The sequence below is a fragment of the Acinetobacter higginsii genome (assembly GCF_000369845.1).
In the GTDB taxonomy this organism is placed as follows: Bacteria; Pseudomonadota; Gammaproteobacteria; order Pseudomonadales; family Moraxellaceae; genus Acinetobacter; species Acinetobacter higginsii.
Genome location: NZ_KB850217.1, coordinates 155,532 through 178,960, shown reverse-complemented (window position 1 = coordinate 178,960; position 23,429 = coordinate 155,532). Strand labels below are relative to the sequence as shown.

The following is a 23,429-nucleotide window of genomic DNA, read 5'->3' as shown; positions in this document are numbered from 1 at the left end:
CGCTGATGGTAGTGTGGCACTTGCCATGTGAGAGTAAGTCATCGCCAGCTTTTAAATATCAAACACCCCCAACCTAACCGTTGGGGGTGTTTTTTATTGTGTGGACGAAAATAGGTAGAAGAAATCGGCTAAAATCTGATAAATCATTCTCAAAATTAACAATACAATGAAAATTTCTTTGCTCGTAGATCACCCAGAAGCGATTGGAAAAATTGCAAAGTGGTACTATAACGAATGGGCTTATCTCTCTTTACAGATTACCGAAGAAATGATGCATCAAAAGGTGCTGGAAAAATCAGCTAATCGTGATGTTATTCCTTTAGCAATCGTAGCTCATCATGAAAATGAATTGATCGGTGCTTTAGAACTGAAGCTACGAGAGAATAAAAACTATCCAGAATATGAGCATTGGATCGGTGGGATTTTTGTTGATCCTTTATGGCGAGGACAAGGTGTTGCCAGCCAAATGATTACGATGGCAAAAGAAAAAGCCAGAGAATTAGGCGTAACCATGCTTTATTTACAATGTGAAAGCCATAATATTTCACTATACCAAAGACATGGTTTTAAAGTGCTACATCAAGCCAATCACCATACGGTAGAAGCAACTATTATGAGATATCAACAATAAAAATTGCGAAGTTATGACTTTGTTTGGAGATACGATGGAACAAAAGTTATTTCAAGCTGCGAAAGTTTTTATGGAGAGCCATTATCCTAAAGGCTGGGGTGGTGTTGTTGCACTCGCCACTGAGAGTGGCAAAATTTTGATTAGTGTTGCTCCTGAAACACGAAATGATGCTTTATCACTTTGTATGGAAGTCGGGGCATGCTTGGAGGCACATAAAATCAATGAAAAAATTACACATTCCCTCTGTATATGTAGAGCGCCGGAACATTCAAATATTCTAATTTTAAAACCTTGTGGAATCTGCCAAGAGCGTCTTTCCTATTGGGGAGGAGATGTTCTAGTGGCAGTGAGTACAGCTGAGAACAAATTATTATTTAAATCCTGCCCTACCATTGGTCGATGGTGAATGGAGTACAGCTTTGATGCGGTATAAGCAAAAGTTGTCCGTATTTAAAGAATTAGGATAGTAAGTATATGCTGAGTTATCGTCTTCTCTGCTCTGATAGTGAAACTGATATAGCAAGTATTCAAGCTGTATTTGAGGCTAGTCCAAATTATTTTAAACTCATTCAAGGATATAGCGCAGAGAAAAATGCTGCTCGAAACGATCTAAAAGCTGTACCGAGTGGACATCCATTTACTGCAAAGTTTTTTTACGCGATTTATCATAAAGAACAGATAATTGGTTGTATTGATCTTCTGCGAGGTTATCCCGAGTCATCAATAGTATTTATTGGACTGCTATTATTTATAGAGTCTCATCAAGGTTTAGGCTATGGCCCGCAAGCAGTCCATTTTATTTCGAGTCTTGCGAATACTTGGGGATGTGATCGGTTGAGAATTGCAGTGGTTCAATCAAATGAACCTGCATTTGCATTTTGGTCAAAGAAAGGTTTTGTAGAACTTTATCGTAAAGAACTCAGTGAATATGTTGCTCCCGTCATTGTTATGGAGAGACTGCTAACTTTTAAATGAGAGGAACTAAATGAAACTCAACTCTTTTTCACCACTCCCTGAAGATGATGAAGAACTACATCTTCCTGAGCTGGTGTATTGGGCATCCATTGGTGATGTGGAACAAGTAGAGCAACTATTGGCAGAGGGGATAGATCCAAACCAAACCGATGATGAAGGTTATAGTGCATTGCAAGCTGCTGCAGAGAACGATTATTTGGCGGTGGTGAAGGTACTCGTGAGTAAGGGTGCAAATGTGGCGTATAAAGGCGAATATACGGCCCTACAGCTTGCTGAAATGGCAGAGCATAGCGAAGTGGTTGCGTATCTTAAAAGTCTTTAAATCACCTATAAAAATGATAGATAAAAAGAAGCCCCATCATCCTGACGGGGCTTCTTCATATTCAGTTTATGTCGTTGATATCCTATTAACGACCACGTCCTGTGTGTGTTCTTATTCTCAATGAGACTTCCTGTCTCTCTATGCTTCATATAATAGCGATCAAGCCAGAAATGGAACAGACGTAAATCGACCTAATCAACGTACGCTTAGGCTTACAACTAAGCGATATGATATTTTTGTAATTTGGCAACGAGAGCCGCTAATCCTTTCACTTCAAATTCATTGGCTTCAAAGTTCTCGTCTTTATTACGTTTAAATATGTCGCGAATTTCAATCACCGCATTGGGGTCAACTAGACCTAAGCTTGAGGTTACTTGGCGAATTTGACTGATTGAACGTGAGCCATTGGTTGAACCATAGCCGATAAAGGCTGCAGGTTTGCCTTGCCATTCTTTACCTACATAATCCAAGGCATTCTTCAGTGCTGGACTATAGCCATGGTTATATTCAGGACTAATGAAGATAAAGGCCTGTGCCTGCGCAATTTTATCCGCCCATTGCTGTTGTTTCGGCTGATCATAGATGCCTGTCGCAGGTGGATGAGAACCTGCAAAGAGCGGTAAGTCCCATTCCTTAAGATCAACAACTTCGGTTTGAATATCTTTTAATGCGAGTTCAGTTGTCGCTTGTTGTACCCAATTTGCGACTTTGATCGCTGTACGACCTTCCCGAACACTTCCAACAATAATATAAATCAGCATGTTTAAATTCCTGTGTTATTGCTTTGATTTTAAAAATGAATGCCTTTAAATGATCTTATACTTTTTTTAGGCGATAAAAAAAGCTCTCATTTGAGAGCTTTTTTGTTACATCAATTTGATGCCTTGCTGGCCTGCTGGGGTGACTTTGAAGATTTCCACTTCAAAAGTAATATTTTTTCCTGCCAGTGGATGATTAAAATCGATTTCTGTGGTGTCATCATTGACCGATTTTACAACGCCAAACAGCGTTGCTTTGGCCTTGTCTTCAAACTCAATCATATGACCAACGATTGGGCGTTGTTCAAATTTAACCGTATCAAAGATTTGGATATTTTCTGCATTCCAAGGTCCAAAAGCATCTTCAGGCGGTAAATGTACAGTACGACGGTCGCCTGCACGTAAACCAAATAAAGCCTTTTCAAACCCAGGTAACAGATTACCATCGCCAATCACAAGACTGACAGGCTCTTCACGACCACGGGTATTGTCGATTTCAACACCATTTTCAACCGATACAGAAAAATGTAAGTCAACTTTTGAGCCATCTTGAATACGGATTTCTTCGTTTGGTTGGATAATTTCGTTCATCTTATGCATCCGCATTTTGGTTGCGTTTCTTCTCTAAGAAGAAAGTATCGATCAGCAGCAAAATCGTGCCTAGGGTAATTGAGCTATCTGCAAGATTGAAGGCTGGAAAATGGCTGTTTTGATAATAAACATGAATAAAGTCGACCACATAGCCTAAGCTGACACGGTCAATCAGATTGCCAATTGCTCCACCAAGAATCAATGCAATTGCCATCGGTAATACAATCATTTTCTTAGGCATACGCATCAGCCAGAAAACAAAAATTACCGAAACAAAACCTGCTAATGAGGTAAAGAAGTAGCGTTGCCAGCCACCTGCATCAGACAAAAAGCTGAATGCTGCGCCATAATTATGCAGCAGTGTCCAATTTAAAAAAGGCAGGACGGGAACAGGGTCCGCATAGTTTAAATGCGAACTTGCAATCCATTTGGTCCATTGATCCAACACAATGGCAAGGACTGAAAGTCCAAGCCATAGTACGTTGTGCGGGTAAAATTGGAATAAGCCTTTTTTTGTTGGGCTTGTTTGCACAGAATTATGCATATTTTCTCACTTCGCCACTGCCAGTGACATTGATAATACAACGAGCGCATAAACCAGCATGACCAACGTGTGTATTTACATCTGGCAATACATGCCAGCAACGTACACACTTTTCACCATCTGCCGCTGAAACTTGGACACGCAGACCTTCGAGGTCTGTGCTTTCGCCTTGTTCAGCATAAGGGTGAACGATGACTTGAGAGGTAATCAAGACAAAACGTAATTCATCAGCCAATTGGTTTAACAATGTTTGTAATGCTTCATCTGCCCAAAGTTCAACTTTAGCAGATAGGTTACTACCGATGAGTTTAGCGTTACGTGCTGCTTCAATCTGTTTATTTACTGCTGATTTTACGCTAATCAATGTTTGCCAATCTGCTTCAGACAGTAAGTTTGCTGTTGATGCAGTTGGGATGTCATACCATTCTGCGGTAAATACATATTTTCCAGTTTGTTCTGGAATCAATGGCCAAGCTTCTTGTGCGGTAAAGCTGAGGATAGGTGACATCCAGCGAACAAAAGCTTGCACGATATGATATAGCGCTGTTTGCGCAGAATGACGTGCCTGTGAATCTGCTTTGGTGGTGTACTGACGATCTTTGATGATGTCGAGGTAGAAACCACCTAAGTCATTAATACAGAAGCTTGTTAGTGCATTGGTTACAATGTGGAAATTCATCTCTTCATAGGCTTGCTGAATGGTTTTTTGAACCTCAGCAGCACGTTGTAAGATGTATTGATCCAATGCAATCAACTGGTCGACAGGTAACGCATCTGTTGATGGTTTGAAGCCATTCAAGTTTGCTAACAAGAAACGTAAGGTATTACGAATACGACGATAACCATCTGACGCACGGCTAAAGATTTCTTTACCAGCTGTCATTTCGTAACGATAGTCAGCAGATGCGATCCAGAAACGTAAGCCATCAGCGCCCATATCTTTGATAATGTCTTGTGGGGTAATGATGTTGCCTAATGATTTAGACATCTTACGACCTTTCTCATCAACCACGAAACCGTGGGTGAGTAGACCTTTATATGGCGCACGTTCATTGATCGCGATCGAGGTTAACAACGACGATTGGAACCAGCCACGGTGTTGGTCTGAACCTTCAAGATATAAGTCTGCTGGATCTTGAAGATCATCACGTTCACGAAGCACAGCGTAGTGTGTAGTCCCAGAGTCAAACCAAACGTCTAGGGTATCGCGTACCGCATTATATTGTTCTGCATCAGCACCGATGAACTCACTCGCTTCACGGTTATACCAACCATCGATACCTTCTTGTTCGATCAGTTTAGCTACTTCTTCGATCAATTCGGGCGTACGTGGGTGCAATGCATTGGTATCTTTGTGCACGAAAAATGGGATTGGCACACCCCAAGTACGTTGACGCGAGATACACCAATCTGGACGACCTTCAATCATCGACTGAATACGGCTTTGACCCCAATCAGGCACAAATTCGATGTCATTTTCAATCGCATTCAATGCATTTTGACGCAGACCATTGGCATCCATGCTGATAAACCATTGTGGTGTCGCACGGAAGATAATCGGTGTTTTATGACGCCAGCAGTGCGGATAGCTGTGTTTAATTGGCTGATGTGCCCATAGACGACCAACTGCACCCAATGCCTCAATAATTTGAGGATTGGCTTTATAGATGTGTTCACCTGCAAAAATTGGCGATGTTGGTAAATAAACACCATTACCACCCACTGGGTTTTCAACTTTTAATTGATACAACAAACCGACTTTGTAATCGTCTACACCATGGCCAGGTGCGGTATGTACTGCACCTGTACCGCTAGTTGCAATCACGTGCTCGCCTAAAATTACAGGTACTTGACGATCTGCCAACAGCGGATGTTGCAAAAGAAGGTTCTCAATTGCAGCACCTTTGAAATCAGCGAGTACCACTGGGTTTTCCAGTTTGTAGCGTTCGATCGCAGATTCAACCAGATCTTTGGCCAAAATAAAGTTTTGCGTGCCACGGTCAGTGGTCACTTGAACCAACTGATAGTCGATATCAGCGTGTAGCGCGACCGCTTGGTTGGCAGGTAAGGTCCACGGTGTGGTGGTCCAAATCACGATATCCGTGGCATCTTGAACATCAACATTCAAGCGTGCGCTGAGCTCTTTAAGATCAACAACCGTAAAGCCAACATCAATCGCATCTGATTTTTTATCTTCGTATTCAACTTCGGCTTCAGCCAATGACGAACCACAGTCCATACACCAGTTCACAGGTTTTAAACCTGGTTCGATATGACCTGCTTTGGCAATCGCACCCAAGGCACGCACGATGTCAGCTTCTTGCTTGAAGTTCATGGTGAGGTATGGATTGTCCCAATCACCAAACACGCCCATACGCACAAAGTCTTTCTTCTGTAGTTCGACTTGCGTATACGCATATTCACGGCAAGCCTTACGGAAAGTTGAGGCATCAACTTTAACGCCCACTTTACCGACTTTTTCTTCGACTTTAAGCTCAATTGGTAGGCCGTGACAGTCCCAACCCGGCACATACGGTGCATCGAAGCCATCTAAAACGCGGCTTTTAATGATGATGTCTTTTAAGACTTTATTGACTGCATGACCTAAATGGATTTGACCATTGGCATATGGAGGGCCGTCATGCAGTACATATTTTTTCTTGCCAATACGCGCTTCACGAATCTGCTGATAAATGTTGTCGGCATACCACTCTTCTAACCATTTGGCTTCACGCACAGCCAAATTTGCTTTCATGGCAAATTCAGTATCTGGCAAATTGAGTGTGGCTTTATAATCCACTGCATTTTCAGGAGTTTGCTTATCGCTCATGCAAGTTTTCTTCCAGTTTGATCAGTTTGTAAACTGACATGTATTACGTTTTAAATTTAAAAAGGAAATTCTGGTGTGCTGCTACGATAGTCTCGTAACTTTTGCACATCATCATCAATTCCAGCTTTGAGGGCTTCAAGCGAAGGGTAATTCAGTTCACCATGCAAATAGTGAAGAAAGGTTACCCGCATCAATAAGCCATACAGATTAGCAGAAACATCAGGGAAATGTACCTCTAATCGCCATTCTGGCTGGTCTTGTTTGATGGCTGGGCGTGTCCCCACATGACCTGCACCAAACAAACTGTCAGCTTGATAGCCTGCAATCCCGTTGAGGGCAGGATCTGAATGTTTTACTTTTGCGTTCAATGATGCATTCTCACAGACCACATCCACCGCATAAATTCCGTTTAAACAGGGTTTGTGACGGTTTAAACGAACATTAATCGTTGGAAAATCAAGGGTACGGCCAATCTGATCGCCATATTGTACTCGGCCTGTGATGCTATAAGGACGGCCCAATAGTTTTGCCGCTAGTGCCAGATCACCCTGTTGAAGGACCTGACGAATACGAGTTGAACTGACACGTTCATCATTTAAAGCCACAGTATTTAAATTGGTGACATCAAAACCGTAGTCACGTAAGAATTCGCTGTTGCCTTGGCGGTCTTTACCAAAATGGAAGTCATCGCCCAACACTAGGCTTTGTGCATTGAGTTTTAATTTGAGTAGGTCGGCAAATTCAGTGGCATTTAAACTTCTAAAATATTGATCAAATTTCGCAACTGCAATGTAGTCCACACCGAGCTCAGTTAAATATTCTACTTTTTCTCTGAGTGAGCTGATTCGTGGCGGTGCATCATAACCTTTAAAAAATTCAAGCGGTTGTGGCTCAAAAATCATCACCAATGTTTTTAAGCCTTGCGCTTCAGCCAACGTTTTGAGTTGAGCAATCATCGCTTGATGGCCGAGATGGACACCATCAAAATTGCCAATCGTTACCGCAGTTGGGGGTAACTGAAAATCTGGCGATAATGCGTTGAGACGAAGCAACTTCATGGGCGTTAAATACAGTGATTTTTGCAAAGGCTATATATTGCCATATTCTCAGCGTTTCGTCTTGTTGTTGTGTTTTTACACAGGGAATTTTCAATATTTAGAAGCTTTATATCAATTAAATTGATTCATTAAATAAAAATAAATCAATTTTTCTTATTTAATGATTGACCTAAAATAGCTGCATAGTCGCTTGATATTGAGAAAGAGATGAAAAAGCCGTTTTATCAGCTAGAACAGAGCACCGATGTGATTCGCCATTTTACCCCGAACTGGTTTACTGCAACCATGGGAACAGGTGTGGTGGCGATGATTTTAGCACAGCTGCCTTTCGCTTCATCTGTCTTATTTATGCTTGCGACCAAATTATGGCAATTTAATATTTTGTTATTTAGCACCTTTAGCGTGCTGTATATCTTACGCTGGATTTTATTTCCAACTGAAGCCAAGCAGATTTTTACTCACCCCAACATGAGCTTATTCCTTGGTGCGATTCCGATGGGCTTAGCGACGATTGCCAATGGTTTTCTCAGTTTTGGTATCCATTTATATGGCGATATTGCCGTTCAGATTGCCACTTACCTTTGGTATATCGATGTGGTTCTTGCGGTAGTGATTGCGTGGGTGGTGCCATTTTGTATGTTTAGTTGCCAAGATCATCAATTACAACGGATGACTGCGGTATGGTTACTCCCGATCGTGGCCTGTGAAGTCGCTGCCAGCTCTGCGGGGCTGCTATTACAACATTTAGCTGCCGATCAACATGCATTAACCATCTTGATCACAGGCTATGTGTTGTGGGGTATTTCTGTACTACCTGCTTTTGCGATCTTAACCATTTTGATGTTACGTTTAGCTTTACACCAGTTACCTGAAAAAGAGGTCGCGATTTCTAGCTGGTTATGTTTAGGGCCGATTGGTACAGGTGCGTTGGCGTTATTATTATTGGGTGAACAAGCACCACGTATTATGCAGGCGATGGGCTTTGAAGGCTTAGCGACATTACTTCCAGCCTTGGGTATTGTGGCAAGTTTGGTGCTATTAGGTTTTGGTTTATGGTGGTTTGGGATTGCGATTTTGACCACACTACGTCATATGCGCACTGGCATTCCATTTAACTTGGGTTGGTGGGGACTGACTTTCCCATTCGGTGTCTTTATCTTGGCGATCTTCAACTTGGCGCATCAGTTACATATCGACTTCTTACAGTACGTGGCTGTGGTTTTAAGTCTGTTGTTGGTTGGCCTATGGGCATTGGTGATGAAGAAAACACTGGCAGGGGCGTATAGCGGTCAGTTATTTTTCTCTCCCTGTTTAGTCGCCTTACAGCAGAAGATGTAATAATATCGAGGTGTGCCGAAGCACACCTTTTTGTGTCTCTATTTTGATTTGAATGAGTCTTTTTATGAATGCTGATGTTGCTCTGATTATGGCTTTGCCGAATGAATCTAAAGGCTTGTTTGAGCAAGCAGGGATTGACGTTCATTACAGTGGCATCGGCAAAATTAATGCAGCATTCAAGGCATTTGAAGTGATTCAAAAGACGGGATGCAAAACGCTAATCAATTTAGGCAGTGCAGGCAGTTCACACTTTGATGCACATAGTCTGGTTGAGGTGATCACTTTCGTACAACGTGATATGGATGTGTCTCCTTTAGGTTTCGCAGTTGGGGTCACTCCGATGGATGATGAAATTCCTGCGGAGATCCATACTCAGCCTCATTTTGAGATTTTACCCAAAGGGATCTGCGGCACAGGTGATTCTTTTGAAACAGGGATTCCAAAGGTTAGTTGTAACCTCGTCGATATGGAAGCCTATGCTTTGGCCAAAGTGTGTCAAAAGCTAGGAGTACGTTTGATTTCAGTCAAATATATTACAGATGGTGCCAATGATACTGCGCATCTGGACTGGGAAGAAAATCTGTTGCTGGGTGCACAAAAATTATTGGCGCTGTATCAAGCACATTTTTAAATGCAAAGGTCTAATGTAGTAGTATGTACTGGTAAACTTTACACACTACTAAGCTATTGAAATTAAAAAAATATTATTTTATTAATTCGCATAACCCCCATTATGTTAAATAGACTCAGAAGTTCTTCAACTAGCTGAAAAATATTTACTTAATTTTTAAAATAATATAATTTACTATTATTTAAAAAATCAAGATGATATAGGTTATTAAAGCTATGAATTATAAAAATTTTCTACAATCCACATATCATATAAGAGAATTTAGTTTTAATAAGGAAAATCATTTTTTGATGAGCATTCAAAAAGCAAAAAAAGCTAATAAGAAATATTTGAAAAATTTAGAAGGTTATAAAGGTATTTTTGCTTTAACTGATTTTATTCATTTGACAGATTTTGGCTATGTACATCCGTTGGATACAAATAAAAAATTAACATGTATTTTTTGCTTAAAATCTGTAGATGATACTAGTTTTAGTCAGAAAGCTCATGTTATTCCTGAGTTTTTAGGAAATAAATATTTACTTCATTATGAAGAATGTGATGAATGTAATTCTTATTTTAGCTCTAGCATAGAAGATGCTTTGGATAAATTTACAACTATTTATAGGGTTTTTAATCGAACAAAAAATAAAAAAAATAAACTTATAAATTATCGGTCAATTAATCAAAAAAGTTTTGGAAAATTTAATCTTGATGATACTAGATTTGAATTTTTAGGATATGAATCTGATTTTTTGATTGATTTTGAAAAAAAAACGATGGTTATGCAATTTGATATTCCTAAGCATAGACCATCAAATATATATAAAGCTTTCATGAAAATAGTTTATGGATTGTTACCTAAAAATGAATTACAAAATTTTTCATTATTAAGAAGCTGGATAAATGATCGCGATCAAACATTAACCTATATCTCTCCTTTAACTGTTTATAAATCAAATTTACCATTTTTTAATCATAAACCATTGAATATTATTATTATCAAAAAAGATACTAAAAGCATTGATGAAGTTCTAAAAACTCAGCAATATGAAGAAGATATGGAGTATATGGGATTAATCAGTTTTGGAAATGTTGTTTTTGAATTTCCAATTTTCTCGGATAATATGATCCAAAAAGTTCAAAAAATTAAGAATTTTAAATTTAATATTAAATTTATGCCAAAGCCATTTTTTACGGGAAACCCTGAAGCTCTTGATTTAAGTAGTTCGGTATATAAGATTGATAGATTAAAAATGAACTTTTCATTTGATAGTTTGATTGAAGAAGATATCGACGTTGATAAGTCAACTTAAAATAAGGTTCAATCTAAATTAGATAATTTGTATGAAGTATGGAGAATGTGAATTGGAGTCAATTGAAGAATTTAAGCAAAGTTTCAAAACTAAAGGTGGGTTTAAATCAGCTGTAAGTTTTGTAAAAAAACTGATTGGGGTAGAAAATGACTCTTTTAGAAGCTGGATTGGACTTTTTAATCTTTACCAAAAAAACTTAATTTCAGATGATTTCTTTATTTCAGAAGAGGCAAAATTAATTTTTGCATTAACCCAATTAGATGGAGAAAAAAGAGCAGAGATTTTAGGAATAAAGAAAGAAATGTACTCTTCATTGAGGGAATCAAAACAATGGTATAGGCAACTTGCTTCTAAACTGCATTCAGATAGATGTAATCATATGTTAGCAGATGAAGCCATTTCCGAGTTAAATAATATATATGAACGGATGAAGAAAAATGGGCAATAGTAGATTACCTATAATTCTCGAAGATCTATCTGAAGAATATGAAAAGCCAACTCGTCGGAATAAGCTAGTTGATGATAAGAAATATAATGAAGTTGATGGTGCCATAAAGAATGGAGTAAAACTAGGCTCTAATGGAGTGGCATATGTGGATGTTAATGAAGCTCCAAAAATTCTTCAAGAAAATGCTGGAGATGCTCAATATATAATAGATACTTTTATTCCCGACAGTAAAAAAAGAAATGTTGGCGGCAAGGATTTAGTACATAGCGCATCATTAGTGGGTTTACTAGATGAAAGAGCACAAGAGTCTCGAAGTGCAAGTAAGCAAGCTTTGCAACAGTATGCTCGTGATTCATTGATAAGTGCTTCAGATTCGAATCAGGCTCAGGCTTTGAGAAGAAATTTAGATGATTTTAGTAATAAAGAACAAAAAAAACTAAGGACATTACGTGATTCTACAGTCGATGAAGTAACAGGAGATCCTCTATCAAAAGGGTATGCTTTTCATCATAAAAACCAGAAGTCTTTGCATACTGACCCAGAAATGAGTTTAGATCCTGACGCTGGTATATTAGTAAATTCCTCAACACATACAAAAATTCATCAGAATAAACTTAGAGATGAAAGAGCTCTTGATGAATATAAAAAAGAGATTGGTTGTGACTCTGATGATACGTAAGATTATTTAAAATTAACATAATACGCCTTATGCGAAATGCTTGAGCTTTTCCTATTTGCATCAATATCTTAGCCTAAACCGTTTTAGGGTTCGGCGAACTAGAACGGCTTTTTCTTCACTTTTCACGTTCTACGTATGTTTCTTAATTAATGTTCCACATTTTTGATTAGTTCAGTTGAATAATCACCTTAACCATTTGGCAAGAAAAAAGCGACTCACATAGTCGCTTTTTAGTGTAAGTCAATCGCTAAAATTAAGGCTTTTAGAAGAAAATTTAACGTGGCAACACGCCATACAACATCACATGAATGGTATGTTCGATGGTCCGTTGATACATGCTACGGTTGCGTAAGGTTTTACCTGTGACCATTTCTATTTGCGTCGAAAAATCAGCATAGTTTTGAGTGATCGCCCATATGTTGAGAATCAATAATTCTGGATCGACCTCTGCCGACAATTTGCCTTGTTCTTGCCAAGTTTGAATCACCTTGGTTTTACGCTTAAATAGCTTTTTCAAAGGCCCTTTTAAGATTGGCAAAATATGCGGCGCACCTTGAATAATCTCAAGAGCAAATAAACGTGACGCTTTCGGTTGATCACGCGAGCTTTCAATTTTTTGAATCAAATAGTGAGTGAGTGCTTCAGTTGGCTCAAGCTCAGACTCTAAGGTTTGTAAGGGTGCAAGCCACTTTTGCAACACAGTGGTGAGCACTTCGACATAAAGCGACTCTTTATTTTCATAGTAGTAGAAAATATTCGATTTATGCATATTTGCGAGCTGTGCAATCTCATCGAGGCTGGCACCACTAAACCCATAGACGGAAAAAACATCTAGGGCAGCATTCAGCAGTTGATTGCGCTTTTGTGTACTTTTCTTCTGTTCCATCTGCGAGCTTGATTCAAAAAATGTCATTGACATTGTAAGATAAATTGTCGGATTTGTGCACAATTGCGAAAATTTTTTATCGAAAAAAATATACTTTTTAGGCCAATGCAAACGATGTATTTGATAATTATTGAAATCTAAAAAAATGCATACATATTTTGTAAATAATTTTTTTCTGATCAGGAGAAAAGAGCACTCGGTTTTTATTATTTTGGTCACATTTTAGTGCAAATTAATGCAGTTTTAGGTAGCTAAAACCGCATCGAGGACTTGTTGCTCGAGTTGAGCGAATGCAATACTTTTTTTGCGTGGTCGTGGTAGATTGACCTGAAAACTATGGGCGATATGCCCTTGATCCAAAAGAATAATCCGATCGGCAAGTTGTACCGCTTCACTAACATCATGCGTAACCAAGATGGCGGTAAAACCTTGTTCTTTCCAAAGGCGCTCAATCAGGTTCTGCATTTCCAACCGCGTCAGTGCATCTAATGCGCCGAGTGGTTCATCTAACAGCAAAATACGGGGTGTATGGGAAAGCGCGCGCGCAAGCGCAGCGCGTTGTCGTTGCCCACCTGATAACTGAGTTGGCCATTGCGTCGCCTTGTCTTTTAGCCCGACTTTTTCTAGCAATGCTTCTGCAAGCTGATGCTGATTTTTAGGCAACCCCAATTGTACATTTTGTATAATGCTTTTCCATGGTAACAGGCGTGGATCTTGGAACATGACACGAATATCGTGGTTGGTAATGCCTTCACGGAAATTGCGAGCGGATTGGAACTTGATTTCGCCATAACTGGCCTTTTCGAGTTGGGCAATCAAACGCAGCAGGGTGCTTTTACCACAGCCACTACGACCAACGATGGCAACAAACTCACCTGCTTGAATGTTCAGGTCAAGGTCTTCAAGAACTTTGACCTCGCCATAAAATTTATATAGCTGCTCAATCAGAATATGAGCACCATTGTCTGGTGAGGTTATGGTTTCTGGTTCAGTAACGGGTTGAATCAGGTTGTTATCGTAGAAGTTTAAATTTAAGTTACTCATCGTTATGTCCTTATTATTTTTGATAACCTGCATGCCAGCGTAGTAGATAACGTTCTAACACTTGAGCCAATACATCTGCTAATTTTCCGAGCAGGGCATACAGTAAAATACCCACCAAGACGATATCTGTTTGCAAAAATTCTCTTGCATTCATAGTCATATAGCCAATTCCCGCTTGTGCAGAGATGGTTTCTGCCACAATTAACAGTACCCAAACCAGACCTAAAGAGAAACGTAGCCCAACTAAAATCGAGGGCATCGCACCAGGTAAAATAATGTCTTTATAAAGTTGCCAACGATTGAGTCCGTAACTTTTTCCCATTTCGATCAGTTGAGGGTCAACCGAGCGGATACCGTGATAAGTGTTGATGTACATTGGGAAAAATACGCCGACGGCCACTAAAAATAGTTTGGCAGTTTCATCAATCCCAAACCATAAAATCACCAGTGGTATCAGTGCTAGCGCAGGGATATTACGGATCATTTGCAGGGTAGTATCGAGTAAGGTTGAGGCAATACGAGATGAACCATTCAATAGCCCCAAAACCAACCCTAAGCCACCGCCAACCAATAAGCCGAGTAAGGCACGACCAGCACTCACTTTGACATGTTGCCAAAGTTCACCACTGATCAGTAGGTGCCAGAAGGCACTCACGACAGCAGTTGGGGCAGGTAAGACCCGACTTTGCAATAGACCTGAACTAGAAGCTGCTTGCCAAATTAAAATCAATAAAATCGGAAACAGCCAAGGCAGGAGACCTTTGCCTATTTTTTGTGTTCCACGTGAAACATCATTCAAAAAAGGTTTGGCACTCATGCGTCCTCCTTGATCAAGGTTTTTGCTTCCTTGGTCTCAGGGACATAGTTATTGGCAATGATTTCTCCGAAAGGCCCCGTTAAATGCGGTTGCGCCAGTTTTTCACGGGTTTTGAGTGGCAGTAAAGGGAACACCAGTTCGGCAAAACGAATTGACTCTTCCAAATGTGGGTAACCTGAGAAAATAAAGGTATCAATACCCAAGTCTGCATATTCTTGAATTCGTGCAGCAACGGTTTCTGGGTCACCCACTAGAGCGGTTCCCGCGCCACCACGGACTAAGCCGATGCCCGCCCATAGGTTCGGTGATACTTCAAGTTGATCTTTACGACCACCATGTAATGCAGCCATACGTTGCTGGCCCACTGAATCCATTTGTGCAAATTTTTTCTGTGCTGCGGCAATCGTTGCATCATCTAGGTATTGAATCAGTTCATCTGCAGCGGCCCAAGCCTGTTCATTGGTCTCACGCACAATCACGTGTAAGCGAATGCCATAATTCAGGGTACGGCCTTTGGCTGCGGCTTTGGCACGTAAATGCTCAATCTTTTCTTTTACGGCAGCAGGAGGTTCACCCCAAGTCAAATAGGTATCGACCTGTTCCGCTGCCAACTCGGTTGCAGCTTCTGATGAGCCACCGAACCAAAGCGGTGGATAAGGTTTTTGTACGGGTGGATAGAGTAGTTTGGCATCATCCACACTGAGACGCTCGCCGTGAAAGCTAAACGGTTCACCCGTATGTGAGCGAGTGAGAATTTCGCGCCAGATTTTGACATATTCAGAAGCAGTTTGATAACGGGTACTGTGATCTTCATAGAGTCCATCACCTTTGAGTTCCTGTTCATCACCACCTGTGACAAGGTTGAGCAGAATACGGCCATTGGAGAGGCGATCAAAAGTTGCTGCCATGCGTGCAGCAAGTGCTGGTGTAGTCAACCCAGGACGAAGTGCGACTAAAAACTTAAGCTGGGTGGTTGCATCAATTAAACTGGCTGCCGTAATCCAAGGATCTTCACAAGAGCGTCCTGTTGGAATGAGTACGCCTGCATAACCCAGATTATCCACGGCAACTGCAATCTGTTTCATATAAGCATGATCGACCTGACGAGCACCCTTGCTGGTGCCTAAATAACGACTGTCACCATGAGTGGGGATAAACCAGAAAATATTCATGTCGATGTTCCTTATGAAAATGAAATCAATGTTTATTGGGCAGACCAGACACTGTGCTGAATATCAATTTGCACAGGAATGAGTTGCTCTTGTTTAAATAAATCGGCGATTTGCTGCTGACTCTTTATGACCTCAGCTGTGAGGATGTGTACAGGTGATGGTTTTGGTCGTTTGTCTAAAACACGTTGTGCCACAGGAAGGCTCAGCCCCGTACTTTGTGCGTAAATCTGTAGTGCCTGATCTTGATGCTGCACAATCCACTGATCCGCGATGTTGATGCTCTTAATCAGCTTTGGCGCAGAATCAGGATGCTTTTGAATAAAATCAGGATTACCAATATAAAAAGAATAAGTGGTTGGAAAAGCAGAGCCATCGACCAAGGTTTTGGTATGGCCTTGCAGTTCTGCTGTACCTAAGTAAGGTTCCCAAATTGCCCACGCATCAACGGCCTGTTTGTCAAAAGCTGCGCGTGCATCGGCAGGAGGTAACCAGATCGGTTGAATGTCTTGCCAAGATAGACCTGCTTTCTGCAAGGTTTTTGCCAAAAGTTCGTGCGCACTGGAGCCTTTTTGAACCGCGACACGTTTGCCTTTTAAGGCTTGAAGGGTGCTGATTTTATCGTTGGCATGTACCAAGATAGCTTGGCCTGTTGGTGCGACCACTTCATAAGCCACATAGCTCAATGGTTTAGCTGCGGCTTGCGCAAAGATGGGTGGGGTATTGCCGACATAACCAAAATCGACTGCACCAACCGCAAGTGCTTCAAGCATTTGTGGACCTGCTGGAAATTCTCGCCATTCAATTTTGGCATTCGGAAATTCTTGCTCAAATAGCTTTTGTTGTTTGGCAACTAACAAATTGAGGGAGGATTTCTGAAAACCAATGGATAGGGTTTTGACAGCCGTATTTTCAGCTGCTGAAGTTGTCTTCTCCGTACTCTGCTCTGGTTTCTGGCAACCACTCAGTGAAAATGTAGAGATTAGCAACCCCAAAACAGAAACTTTAGATAGCAACTTCATAGTGATCCTCAATTATTTAACGTCGTTTTTTAATACGGCATCTTGGATCACAAGCTGCTTCGGAATCAGTTTTTGTGCAAAGAAGGCATCAGCCACATATTGCTGTTCTTTGGCGACTTTGTCAGAGATCGGTTGAACCCCGAAGCCCATGCGTGAAATTGAGCTTTTTAAGACATCAAATTCAAGCCCCGTTGGTTTTTCCAGTAATTTGGCTGCATCATCTGGATGGGTTTGCACCCAGTCTGTGGTCTGGTTCAGTGTATTCACCAGCGTTTTCAGTGCTTCAGGATGGCTTTCGGCAAATTGACGATCAGCCAGATAAAATTGGTGATTGCTGACCAGATGCTCGCCTGTAGTGATGACACGCGCATGAATCTGATGTTCTGCTGCGGCAAAGAATGGGTCCCAGATCACCCAAGCATCGACTGCACCTTTTTCAAACGCCGCACGGGCATCGGAGGGTGGTAGGTAGACGGCTTGAATATCATTGAGACTGAGGTTATTGGCTTCCAAGAGTTTGAGTAAGAGGTAATGAACATTTGAGCCTTTATTCAGCGCAACGCGTTTACCTTTCAGATCTTGGATCGATTGAATTGGCGAATCTTTTTGTACAATTAACGCTTCTGCTGTTGGTGCCGGTGGTTGGTTGGCGACATACACCAAGTTTGGATTGGCTGCTTGAGCAAAGATTGGTGGTGCTTCGCCTGCCTCACCAAAGACCACACTGCCGACATTTAAACCTTCTAACAGTTGTGGGCCTGCAGGGAATTCAACCCATTTAACATTGACACCTTGAGCAGCAAGTTTTTTTTCTAATTCACCTTTTGCTTTGAGAATCGGCAGGATGCCATACTTTTGAAAGCCGATATTTAATGTTGTGGTTTCTTGTTTTGTTGTCTCTTGCTGCTCTGGTTTTTTTGCACAACCTGCAACACTCATCAGGCTGGCAAGACTTGCTGCGATGATGCTATATGTTGCCCATGAACGATGGATTGAAATGGTCATGTTGGTTGTGCTCCCCGACAAATCAAAAGATTTAAATAAGATGAGCAACTAAACTAAAACTTTTTTTATTGCATAAAAAATAAGTAATCGGGCTTTGCTTATGCTGAAAAGTGCAAAATAGAAAATTGCATAATCTTATCTGCGGATTGAATAAGTGTCGAATGCTTTAATTTAACCAAGATATTGTTTTAATTGCATTATTTTTTATTTTATCGGTTGGTGAATTTATTCTTCATACTCACTTAAGCAGAGATAATGATGAAGCGGAGATATCTTTATCAAAAATAAAAATATCTCCTTCAGTCTACGTTGCGATGACTACAATGCTTTTTTAAAGACGAGAGAATTACGTTGATAGTTATACAGTGCTTGGCGCGCATTAGGTAAATCATCTACGCTGGCAGGACTAAAGCCTTGCTCTAGGAACCAGTGAGCGGTTCTAGTGGTCAGTACAAATAGTCGCTGAATCCCTTGCTGTTTGGCTCTGCTTTCCAAGAATTGCAAAATTTGGCTACCACGATTGGATTTTCGATAGCTTGAATCCACTGCGACGCAGGCAATTTCAGCAGAACGAATTTCATCTGTTCCCGCCGGAATTGGATACAGTGCTGCACAAGCCAAAATCATACCGTCGCGTTCAATCACTGCAAAATGTTCAATTTCACTTTCAAGACGTTCGCGAGAGCGATACACCAGAATGCCTTCCTGTTCCAGCGGACGTAGCAGATTAATCAAGCCACCGACATCGTGAATATTGGCAATCCGCACTTCTTCATAGTGCGCATCGGTGATCAAGGTACCAATACCATCGCGAGTAAATAGTTCTTCAATCAGTGCGCCGTCATAAGCATATGAAATCAAATGTACGCGATGTACGCCAGATAAAGAGGCTTGCTGCGCTTGTTTGAGGTGTAAGGCAAATTCTGGGTATTGTTGTTGGTTTTGTTGAATATAGGGTTCTAGCTGGCGCGGACTTAATTCACGTAATAACTGTTGCTGTTCATTCATCAAGCCTTGTTTTTCGCCTAAGAAGATCAGTTTATCTGCTTTTAAGGCTGTCGCTGTTTTGGTGGCGACGTCTTCAGCCAGTAAATTAAATACTTCACCTGTGGTTGAATAACCTGTTGGTCCAAGCAAAACAATATTGTGATTGTCTAAATGACGTTGAATGGCATCGGTATCAATTGAACGGACTTCACCTGTCAGTTGGAAGTCGATGCCATCGCGAATCCCATACGGTTTGGCGGTGACAAAATTGCCAGAAACGACATCAATGCGAGCACCATACATTGGTGAATTTGCCAAACCCATGGAGAGGAGGGCTTCAATTTCGAGACGAATGGAACCTACCGCATTCATGACTCCACGTAAGGATTCGCGTGTGGTAATGCGACGACTTTGATGGAAGGGGGTCTCGATATTGCGTTCGAGTAGATTTTGATTAATTTGCGGACGTGCGCCGTAAACCAAAATTAAACGAATCCCCAAAGAATGTAATAGGGCAATATCGTGGATAATATGTTGGAAATTTTCGTGTTGGACTGCTTCACCAGAGAACATTAAAACGAAAGTTTTATCACGGTGGGCATTGATATAAGGTGCGGAGTGGCGAAACCAATGCACATAATCTTTTGTTGTACTATGTGAATTTTCAGTCATTTGCTTCGCCATGTTGATCTCAGATATGCAGCACTTGCTCTGATTCTAACGAAAAAAATCAAAAGATAAATCTATTCCTAAAGCATCTATTCAACTTTAATTCTGACGAACCATGAAAAAGGGCTTAGAAGCCCATGATTCGGATAATACTGTTGTCATCTGAGTTGACTAAAATGTAGTCATTGTTGATTTTATACCACTGTTCGTTACGACCTGGGCGAGGCAGATTGCTGTCCTTATAGTCGACTTTATAGCCGTTACCACGATAATGTTGTGGCATGACGTAGCCTTCCTGCCAACGATGTTGTTTTAGGCGCTCTACACCACGTTCTTCACGCATACGACGTTCGCGTTGACGATTTTCACCATCTGGACGATCAAAGCCACGACCATTTTGCCAGCCGCCACCACGCGAATCATCATCGCGATCATGTGGACCTGCAAAAGTCCCCAGACTACTGAACAGGGTTGTCGAACCTAAAACCAAGATAATGAAAAATTTTTTCATGATGCACCTTATGGACTTCGGATGTCTCTCATGTGAACTACTGTACGTTAAAAATGCAGAGAAACTGTGAAGATCGATTCATTATTCCTTTAAAACAATGAAGATTTTTCACACATTTCTCTGAAAAAAGCAGTTTTAACGCCAGTGTCCAATGTTATTTAGAATTATTGTAAGGATGAAATTAAGCTTGAGCGTCAATACTTTGGCCATTCATATCTAAACTGTCATCGCCCATGAGGTACAGATAGGCGGGCATAATGCTATCTGGAGTCGGGAGCACTTTTGGATCTTCCTCTGGATAGGCTTTGGCACGCATGGCGGTACGGGTCCCGCCTGGATTGATGCAGTTAAAACGAATGTTCGGATAGGTGTTCTCTGCGGCAAAGATTTTGCTCATGGCCTCAGTTGCAACTTTAGACACTGAATAAGCACCCCAAAGCGCACGTGCTTCACGGCCGACGCTTGAACTGGTAAACACCACTGAGGCATGTTCAGATTTCTCTAGTAAAGGCAACAAGGCTTGAGTGAGGGCAAACGGTGCACGTAAATTTACTGCGAGTACATCATCCCAAACATCGACAGGATAATGTGCCAGTTCAACCCGATCACCCAACATGCCTGCGTTATGCAAGATACCATCCAAACGACCAAACTGTTGCTCTAGCGTACTGACGAGCAGCTCGTAATCATGTGTTGATGCAGTCGACAGTTGTAGCGGCAAAATTGCAGGTTGTGGTGCGCCTAAGCCTTCAATTTCATCATAAATAACTTCAAGTTTATTTAAGGTGCGGCCATGTAATACAACGGTTGCACCATGCAGGGCATAACTCATCGCAGCAGCACGACCAATCCCATCACCAGCGCCTGTGATCAGGATAATACGATCTTTCAATAAATCTGGACGAGGTTGATATTCTGAGTATTTCATTGTTATGCCTCCTATTCTTATCTTAAAAATTTAATTCATCATACCCTGATTTTCTGACAACACCGTGATTTTCTGTTTGATCAGCTGATGCAGTTCAGGAATGGTTTGAATAATGGCATCGGCTTGCCAAGCGGCAAGATCATCGCGTGATTCGACCGGCAAATAGCCATAAGCTGCCAAGATGGTGTACATGTCGGCATGACGACCTGCGTCAATATCGCGTGGATGATCACCGATATAGATAATCTCTTTTGCATCAAGCTCGAGTTGCTTTGCAGCCAAATACATCGGTTCTGGATCAGGCTTGGTTTTGCTGACATCTTCTGGGCAAACCAAGACTGCACAACGTTCAGTCAGATCCAATTTTGCCAATAGAGACTCACTTAGACCACGAGGTTTGTTGGTGACAATGCCCCACGGAATTTGATGTGCTTCCAGTTCTTCAAGTAATGGGTACATGCCGACAAACAGGTCGGTATCGACCACAATATTGTCACCATATACATCTAAAAAGCGTTGGCGATGTGCTAGAAATACAGGGTCTGTGACCTCTAATTCAGGATAAACCAACTTCACCATGGCACGCGCACCTTCCGATACTTGAGTACGAATGGTATCCGCATCAACTACTGGGCGTTGTTCATCACGACACATTTGTTGAATGATACGAATGAAGTCTGCGGCAGTGTCAATTAATGTGCCATCTAGATCAAATAAAACCGCTTTCATTCAGCACCTGTATTGGTGGTATGCACCATGTAATTCACGTCAACATTTGGTGCTAACCAATAGTGTTTGGTAATTGGGTTGTAGTGCAAGCCTGTCATTTCTTTCAGCGTTAAACCTGCATTGCGAATATCATGCGCCATTTCTGAAGGACGGATGAATTTATGATAATCATGCGTGCCTTTAGGCAATAAACGCAGCACATATTCCGCGCCAATAATCGCAAATAAATACGATTTAGGATTACGGTTAATGGTCGAGAAGAACACATGACCGCCTGGTTTCACCAAGGTTTGGCAGGCTTTCACGATTGAGGCTGGATCAGGCACGTGTTCCATCATTTCCATACAGGTCACCACATCGTATTGACCTGCTTGCTCGAGTGCCAATTGTTCAACGGGGATTTGACGATATTCGATGTTTTGTACATTGTCTTGTTGTGCATGCAAACGACCTACAGCAAGGGGTGCTTCGCCCATATCGATGCCAAGGACATCTGCTCCGCGACGTGCCATGCTTTCAGCCAAGATGCCACCACCACAGCCAACATCCAGTACTTTTTTGCCAGTCAAGCCACCGACACGCTCATCCACCCAGTTTAAACGTAAAGGATTGATTTGATGCAGTGGGCGGAATTCAGAATGTTGATCCCACCATTTGGCAGCCAATGCTTCAAATTTTGCGATTTCTTGTGGGTCAACATTCAATTGCGACATGGTGTCACCTCTATATTAGGATGATTATTTAGGTTTAATCTGTTGGTAGTGTAGCGATTCTGGCAAAAAAAGCGATAAATCCAATAAAAAACTTCACAGAAGCAAAACGAATTGCTCGTGTTTGTTTTATATTTAGCATATAAACTTACGAAAAATGCTTAGAGGAAAAGCAAAGCCAATGAAAAAGTTAGTATTAGGTGGTTTAAGTGCAGTTGCGTTGGCATTCTCAATGAATGCGATGGCAGCAGATTTTGTAGCCGGTAAAGACTATACCGTGATTGCCAACCCAGGCAAAACTTCAGCACCTGCTGGACAACTCGAAGTACGTGAGTTCTTCTGGTATGGCTGCCCGCACTGCTTCAAGCTTGAACCACATATGCAAACATGGTTAAAGCAAATTCCAAAAGACGTTTATTTCTTACGTACCCCTGCGGCGATGAATAAAGTCTGGGAACAAGGTGCTCGTGGTTATTACGTTTCAGAAGCACTGGGTGTACGCAAGAAAACCCATATTCCATTGTTCCATGCGATTCATGATGGCGGTCAGCAAATCTTTGACCAAGCCTCTCAAGCAAAATTCTTTGCGCGTTATGGTGTACCTGAGCAGAAATTTAACAGCATGTTTAATTCTTTCCCAATTACCGCAAAAATTGCTGAGTCGAATAAATTGGCACAGCAGTACCAGTTGACAGGTGTTCCTGCTGTGGTCGTGAATGGTAAATATGTGGTTCAGGGCGAAGACGGGAAAGTGACTCAAGTGGTTGATTATTTGCTAGAAAAAGAGCGTAAAGCAAAATAACTTACGCCCATCTGCAATAAAAAGGACTGTAGTGACAGTCCTTTTTATCA

26 protein-coding genes are annotated in these 23,429 nt (G+C 41.3%); 10 read left to right on the top strand and 16 right to left on the bottom strand.

The genetic code is table 11. The features are described from left to right. Positions 1 to 166 precede the first annotated feature (166 nt). From F885_RS05710 to F885_RS05725, 4 genes are all read left to right on the top strand, one after another. Positions 167 to 631, top strand: a complete 465-nt coding sequence (locus tag F885_RS05710) for a GNAT family N-acetyltransferase (protein ID WP_005320026.1) — start codon at positions 167 to 169, stop codon at positions 629 to 631. Between the two features lie 34 nt (positions 632 to 665). Continuing rightward, a complete protein-coding gene (locus F885_RS05715) occupies positions 666 to 1,037 on the top strand; it encodes a cytidine deaminase (RefSeq protein ID WP_005320023.1) in 372 nt (123 codons plus the stop codon). Between the two features lie 68 nt (positions 1,038 to 1,105). Beyond that, entirely contained in the window at positions 1,106 to 1,606 is a 501-nt protein-coding gene (locus F885_RS05720) for a GNAT family N-acetyltransferase (protein ID WP_005320020.1), read from the top strand. A 10-nt stretch (positions 1,607 to 1,616) separates the two neighbouring features. Beyond that, positions 1,617 to 1,928: an ankyrin repeat domain-containing protein gene (locus F885_RS05725; RefSeq protein WP_005320017.1), complete on the top strand. Its 312-nt coding sequence runs from the start codon at positions 1,617 to 1,619 to the stop codon at positions 1,926 to 1,928. A 218-nt stretch (positions 1,929 to 2,146) separates the two neighbouring features. On the opposite strand, the gene F885_RS05730 is transcribed toward F885_RS05725, so the two are convergent. From F885_RS05730 to ribF, 5 genes are all read right to left on the bottom strand, one after another. Beyond that, entirely contained in the window at positions 2,147 to 2,689 is a 543-nt protein-coding gene (locus tag F885_RS05730; RefSeq protein WP_005320015.1) for an NADPH-dependent FMN reductase, read from the bottom strand. 105 nt (positions 2,690 to 2,794) lie between these two features. After that, positions 2,795 to 3,277, bottom strand: a complete 483-nt coding sequence (locus F885_RS05735) for an FKBP-type peptidyl-prolyl cis-trans isomerase (protein ID WP_005320012.1) — start codon at positions 3,275 to 3,277, stop codon at positions 2,795 to 2,797. A gap of 1 nt (position 3,278) precedes the next feature. Continuing rightward, positions 3,279 to 3,821 carry a signal peptidase II gene (gene lspA, locus F885_RS05740; RefSeq protein WP_005186355.1) on the bottom strand — a complete coding sequence of 181 codons (543 nt, stop codon included), beginning with the start codon at positions 3,819 to 3,821 and terminating at the stop codon, positions 3,279 to 3,281. Continuing rightward, positions 3,814 to 6,651 carry an isoleucine--tRNA ligase gene (ileS, locus tag F885_RS05745; protein ID WP_005320009.1) on the bottom strand — a complete coding sequence of 946 codons (2,838 nt, stop codon included), beginning with the start codon at positions 6,649 to 6,651 and terminating at the stop codon, positions 3,814 to 3,816. Before ileS ends, lspA begins: the two co-directional genes overlap by 8 nt. A 56-nt stretch (positions 6,652 to 6,707) precedes the next feature. Next, positions 6,708 to 7,709: a riboflavin biosynthesis protein RibF gene (ribF, locus tag F885_RS05750; protein ID WP_005320006.1), complete on the bottom strand. Its 1,002-nt coding sequence runs from the start codon at positions 7,707 to 7,709 to the stop codon at positions 6,708 to 6,710. A gap of 207 nt (positions 7,710 to 7,916) precedes the next feature. On the opposite strand from ribF, the gene F885_RS05755 reads away from it, so the two are divergent. The 5 genes from F885_RS05755 to F885_RS05775 all read left to right on the top strand — a co-directional run bounded on the left by F885_RS05755 (position 7,917) and on the right by F885_RS05775 (position 12,100). Beyond that, a complete protein-coding gene (locus F885_RS05755) occupies positions 7,917 to 9,047 on the top strand; it encodes a TDT family transporter (protein WP_005320003.1) in 1,131 nt (376 codons plus the stop codon). A gap of 64 nt (positions 9,048 to 9,111) precedes the next feature. Further along, positions 9,112 to 9,678 (top strand): phosphorylase family protein, encoded by a 567-nt coding sequence (locus tag F885_RS05760; protein ID WP_005319999.1) that lies wholly within the window; start codon positions 9,112 to 9,114, stop codon positions 9,676 to 9,678. A gap of 290 nt (positions 9,679 to 9,968) precedes the next feature. Beyond that, a complete protein-coding gene (locus tag F885_RS05765) occupies positions 9,969 to 10,973 on the top strand; it encodes an HNH endonuclease (protein ID WP_050560235.1) in 1,005 nt (334 codons plus the stop codon). A 31-nt stretch (positions 10,974 to 11,004) separates the two neighbouring features. Next, on the top strand, positions 11,005 to 11,421 hold the full coding sequence (locus F885_RS05770) for a J domain-containing protein (protein ID WP_005319991.1): 417 nt from the start codon (positions 11,005 to 11,007) through the stop codon (positions 11,419 to 11,421). Continuing rightward, positions 11,411 to 12,100 carry a hypothetical protein gene (locus tag F885_RS05775; protein ID WP_005319988.1) on the top strand — a complete coding sequence of 230 codons (690 nt, stop codon included), beginning with the start codon at positions 11,411 to 11,413 and terminating at the stop codon, positions 12,098 to 12,100. The genes F885_RS05770 and F885_RS05775 overlap by 11 nt, the downstream gene beginning before the upstream one ends. A gap of 274 nt (positions 12,101 to 12,374) precedes the next feature. Here the strand turns inward: F885_RS05775 and F885_RS05780 are convergent, their stop codons facing one another. The 11 genes from F885_RS05780 to ubiG all read right to left on the bottom strand — a co-directional run bounded on the left by F885_RS05780 (position 12,375) and on the right by ubiG (position 22,580). Next, positions 12,375 to 12,986, bottom strand: coding sequence for a TetR/AcrR family transcriptional regulator (locus F885_RS05780; protein ID WP_004801743.1), 612 nt, complete (start codon positions 12,984 to 12,986; stop codon positions 12,375 to 12,377). Between the two features lie 243 nt (positions 12,987 to 13,229). After that, entirely contained in the window at positions 13,230 to 14,030 is an 801-nt protein-coding gene (locus F885_RS05785; protein ID WP_005319985.1) for an ABC transporter ATP-binding protein, read from the bottom strand. Positions 14,031 to 14,043: 13 nt separating this feature from the next. After that, the gene (ssuC, locus tag F885_RS05790; RefSeq protein ID WP_005319982.1) at positions 14,044 to 14,847 is read right to left on the bottom strand and encodes an aliphatic sulfonate ABC transporter permease SsuC; all 804 of its coding nucleotides are present in this window, start codon (positions 14,845 to 14,847) and stop codon (positions 14,044 to 14,046) included. Then, a complete protein-coding gene (gene ssuD, locus F885_RS05795; protein WP_005319979.1) occupies positions 14,844 to 16,019 on the bottom strand; it encodes an FMNH2-dependent alkanesulfonate monooxygenase in 1,176 nt (391 codons plus the stop codon). Before ssuD ends, ssuC begins: the two co-directional genes overlap by 4 nt. Positions 16,020 to 16,051: 32 nt before the next feature. Next, positions 16,052 to 17,038 carry an aliphatic sulfonate ABC transporter substrate-binding protein gene (locus tag F885_RS05800; RefSeq protein ID WP_005319977.1) on the bottom strand — a complete coding sequence of 329 codons (987 nt, stop codon included), beginning with the start codon at positions 17,036 to 17,038 and terminating at the stop codon, positions 16,052 to 16,054. A 12-nt stretch (positions 17,039 to 17,050) separates the two neighbouring features. Then, a complete protein-coding gene (locus tag F885_RS05805) occupies positions 17,051 to 18,043 on the bottom strand; it encodes a sulfonate ABC transporter substrate-binding protein (RefSeq protein WP_005319973.1) in 993 nt (330 codons plus the stop codon). A 318-nt stretch (positions 18,044 to 18,361) separates the two neighbouring features. Beyond that, positions 18,362 to 19,714, bottom strand: a complete 1,353-nt coding sequence (argA, locus tag F885_RS05810; protein ID WP_005319970.1) for an amino-acid N-acetyltransferase — start codon at positions 19,712 to 19,714, stop codon at positions 18,362 to 18,364. A 112-nt stretch (positions 19,715 to 19,826) separates the two neighbouring features. Continuing rightward, positions 19,827 to 20,210 (bottom strand): RcnB family protein, encoded by a 384-nt coding sequence (locus F885_RS05815; protein ID WP_004801755.1) that lies wholly within the window; start codon positions 20,208 to 20,210, stop codon positions 19,827 to 19,829. A 181-nt stretch (positions 20,211 to 20,391) separates the two neighbouring features. Further along, complete coding sequence (locus F885_RS05820; RefSeq protein WP_004656765.1) at positions 20,392 to 21,138, bottom strand: YciK family oxidoreductase; 747 nt, start codon at positions 21,136 to 21,138, stop codon at positions 20,392 to 20,394. Positions 21,139 to 21,168: 30 nt separating this feature from the next. After that, positions 21,169 to 21,867: an HAD family hydrolase gene (locus F885_RS05825; RefSeq protein WP_005319967.1), complete on the bottom strand. Its 699-nt coding sequence runs from the start codon at positions 21,865 to 21,867 to the stop codon at positions 21,169 to 21,171. Next, on the bottom strand, positions 21,864 to 22,580 hold the full coding sequence (gene ubiG, locus F885_RS05830) for a bifunctional 2-polyprenyl-6-hydroxyphenol methylase/3-demethylubiquinol 3-O-methyltransferase UbiG (RefSeq protein ID WP_005319964.1): 717 nt from the start codon (positions 22,578 to 22,580) through the stop codon (positions 21,864 to 21,866). The genes F885_RS05825 and ubiG overlap by 4 nt, the downstream gene beginning before the upstream one ends. Positions 22,581 to 22,758: 178 nt before the next feature. On the opposite strand from ubiG, the gene F885_RS05835 reads away from it, so the two are divergent. Beyond that, entirely contained in the window at positions 22,759 to 23,379 is a 621-nt protein-coding gene (locus F885_RS05835; protein ID WP_004801760.1) for a thiol:disulfide interchange protein DsbA/DsbL, read from the top strand. Positions 23,380 to 23,429 lie beyond the last annotated feature (50 nt).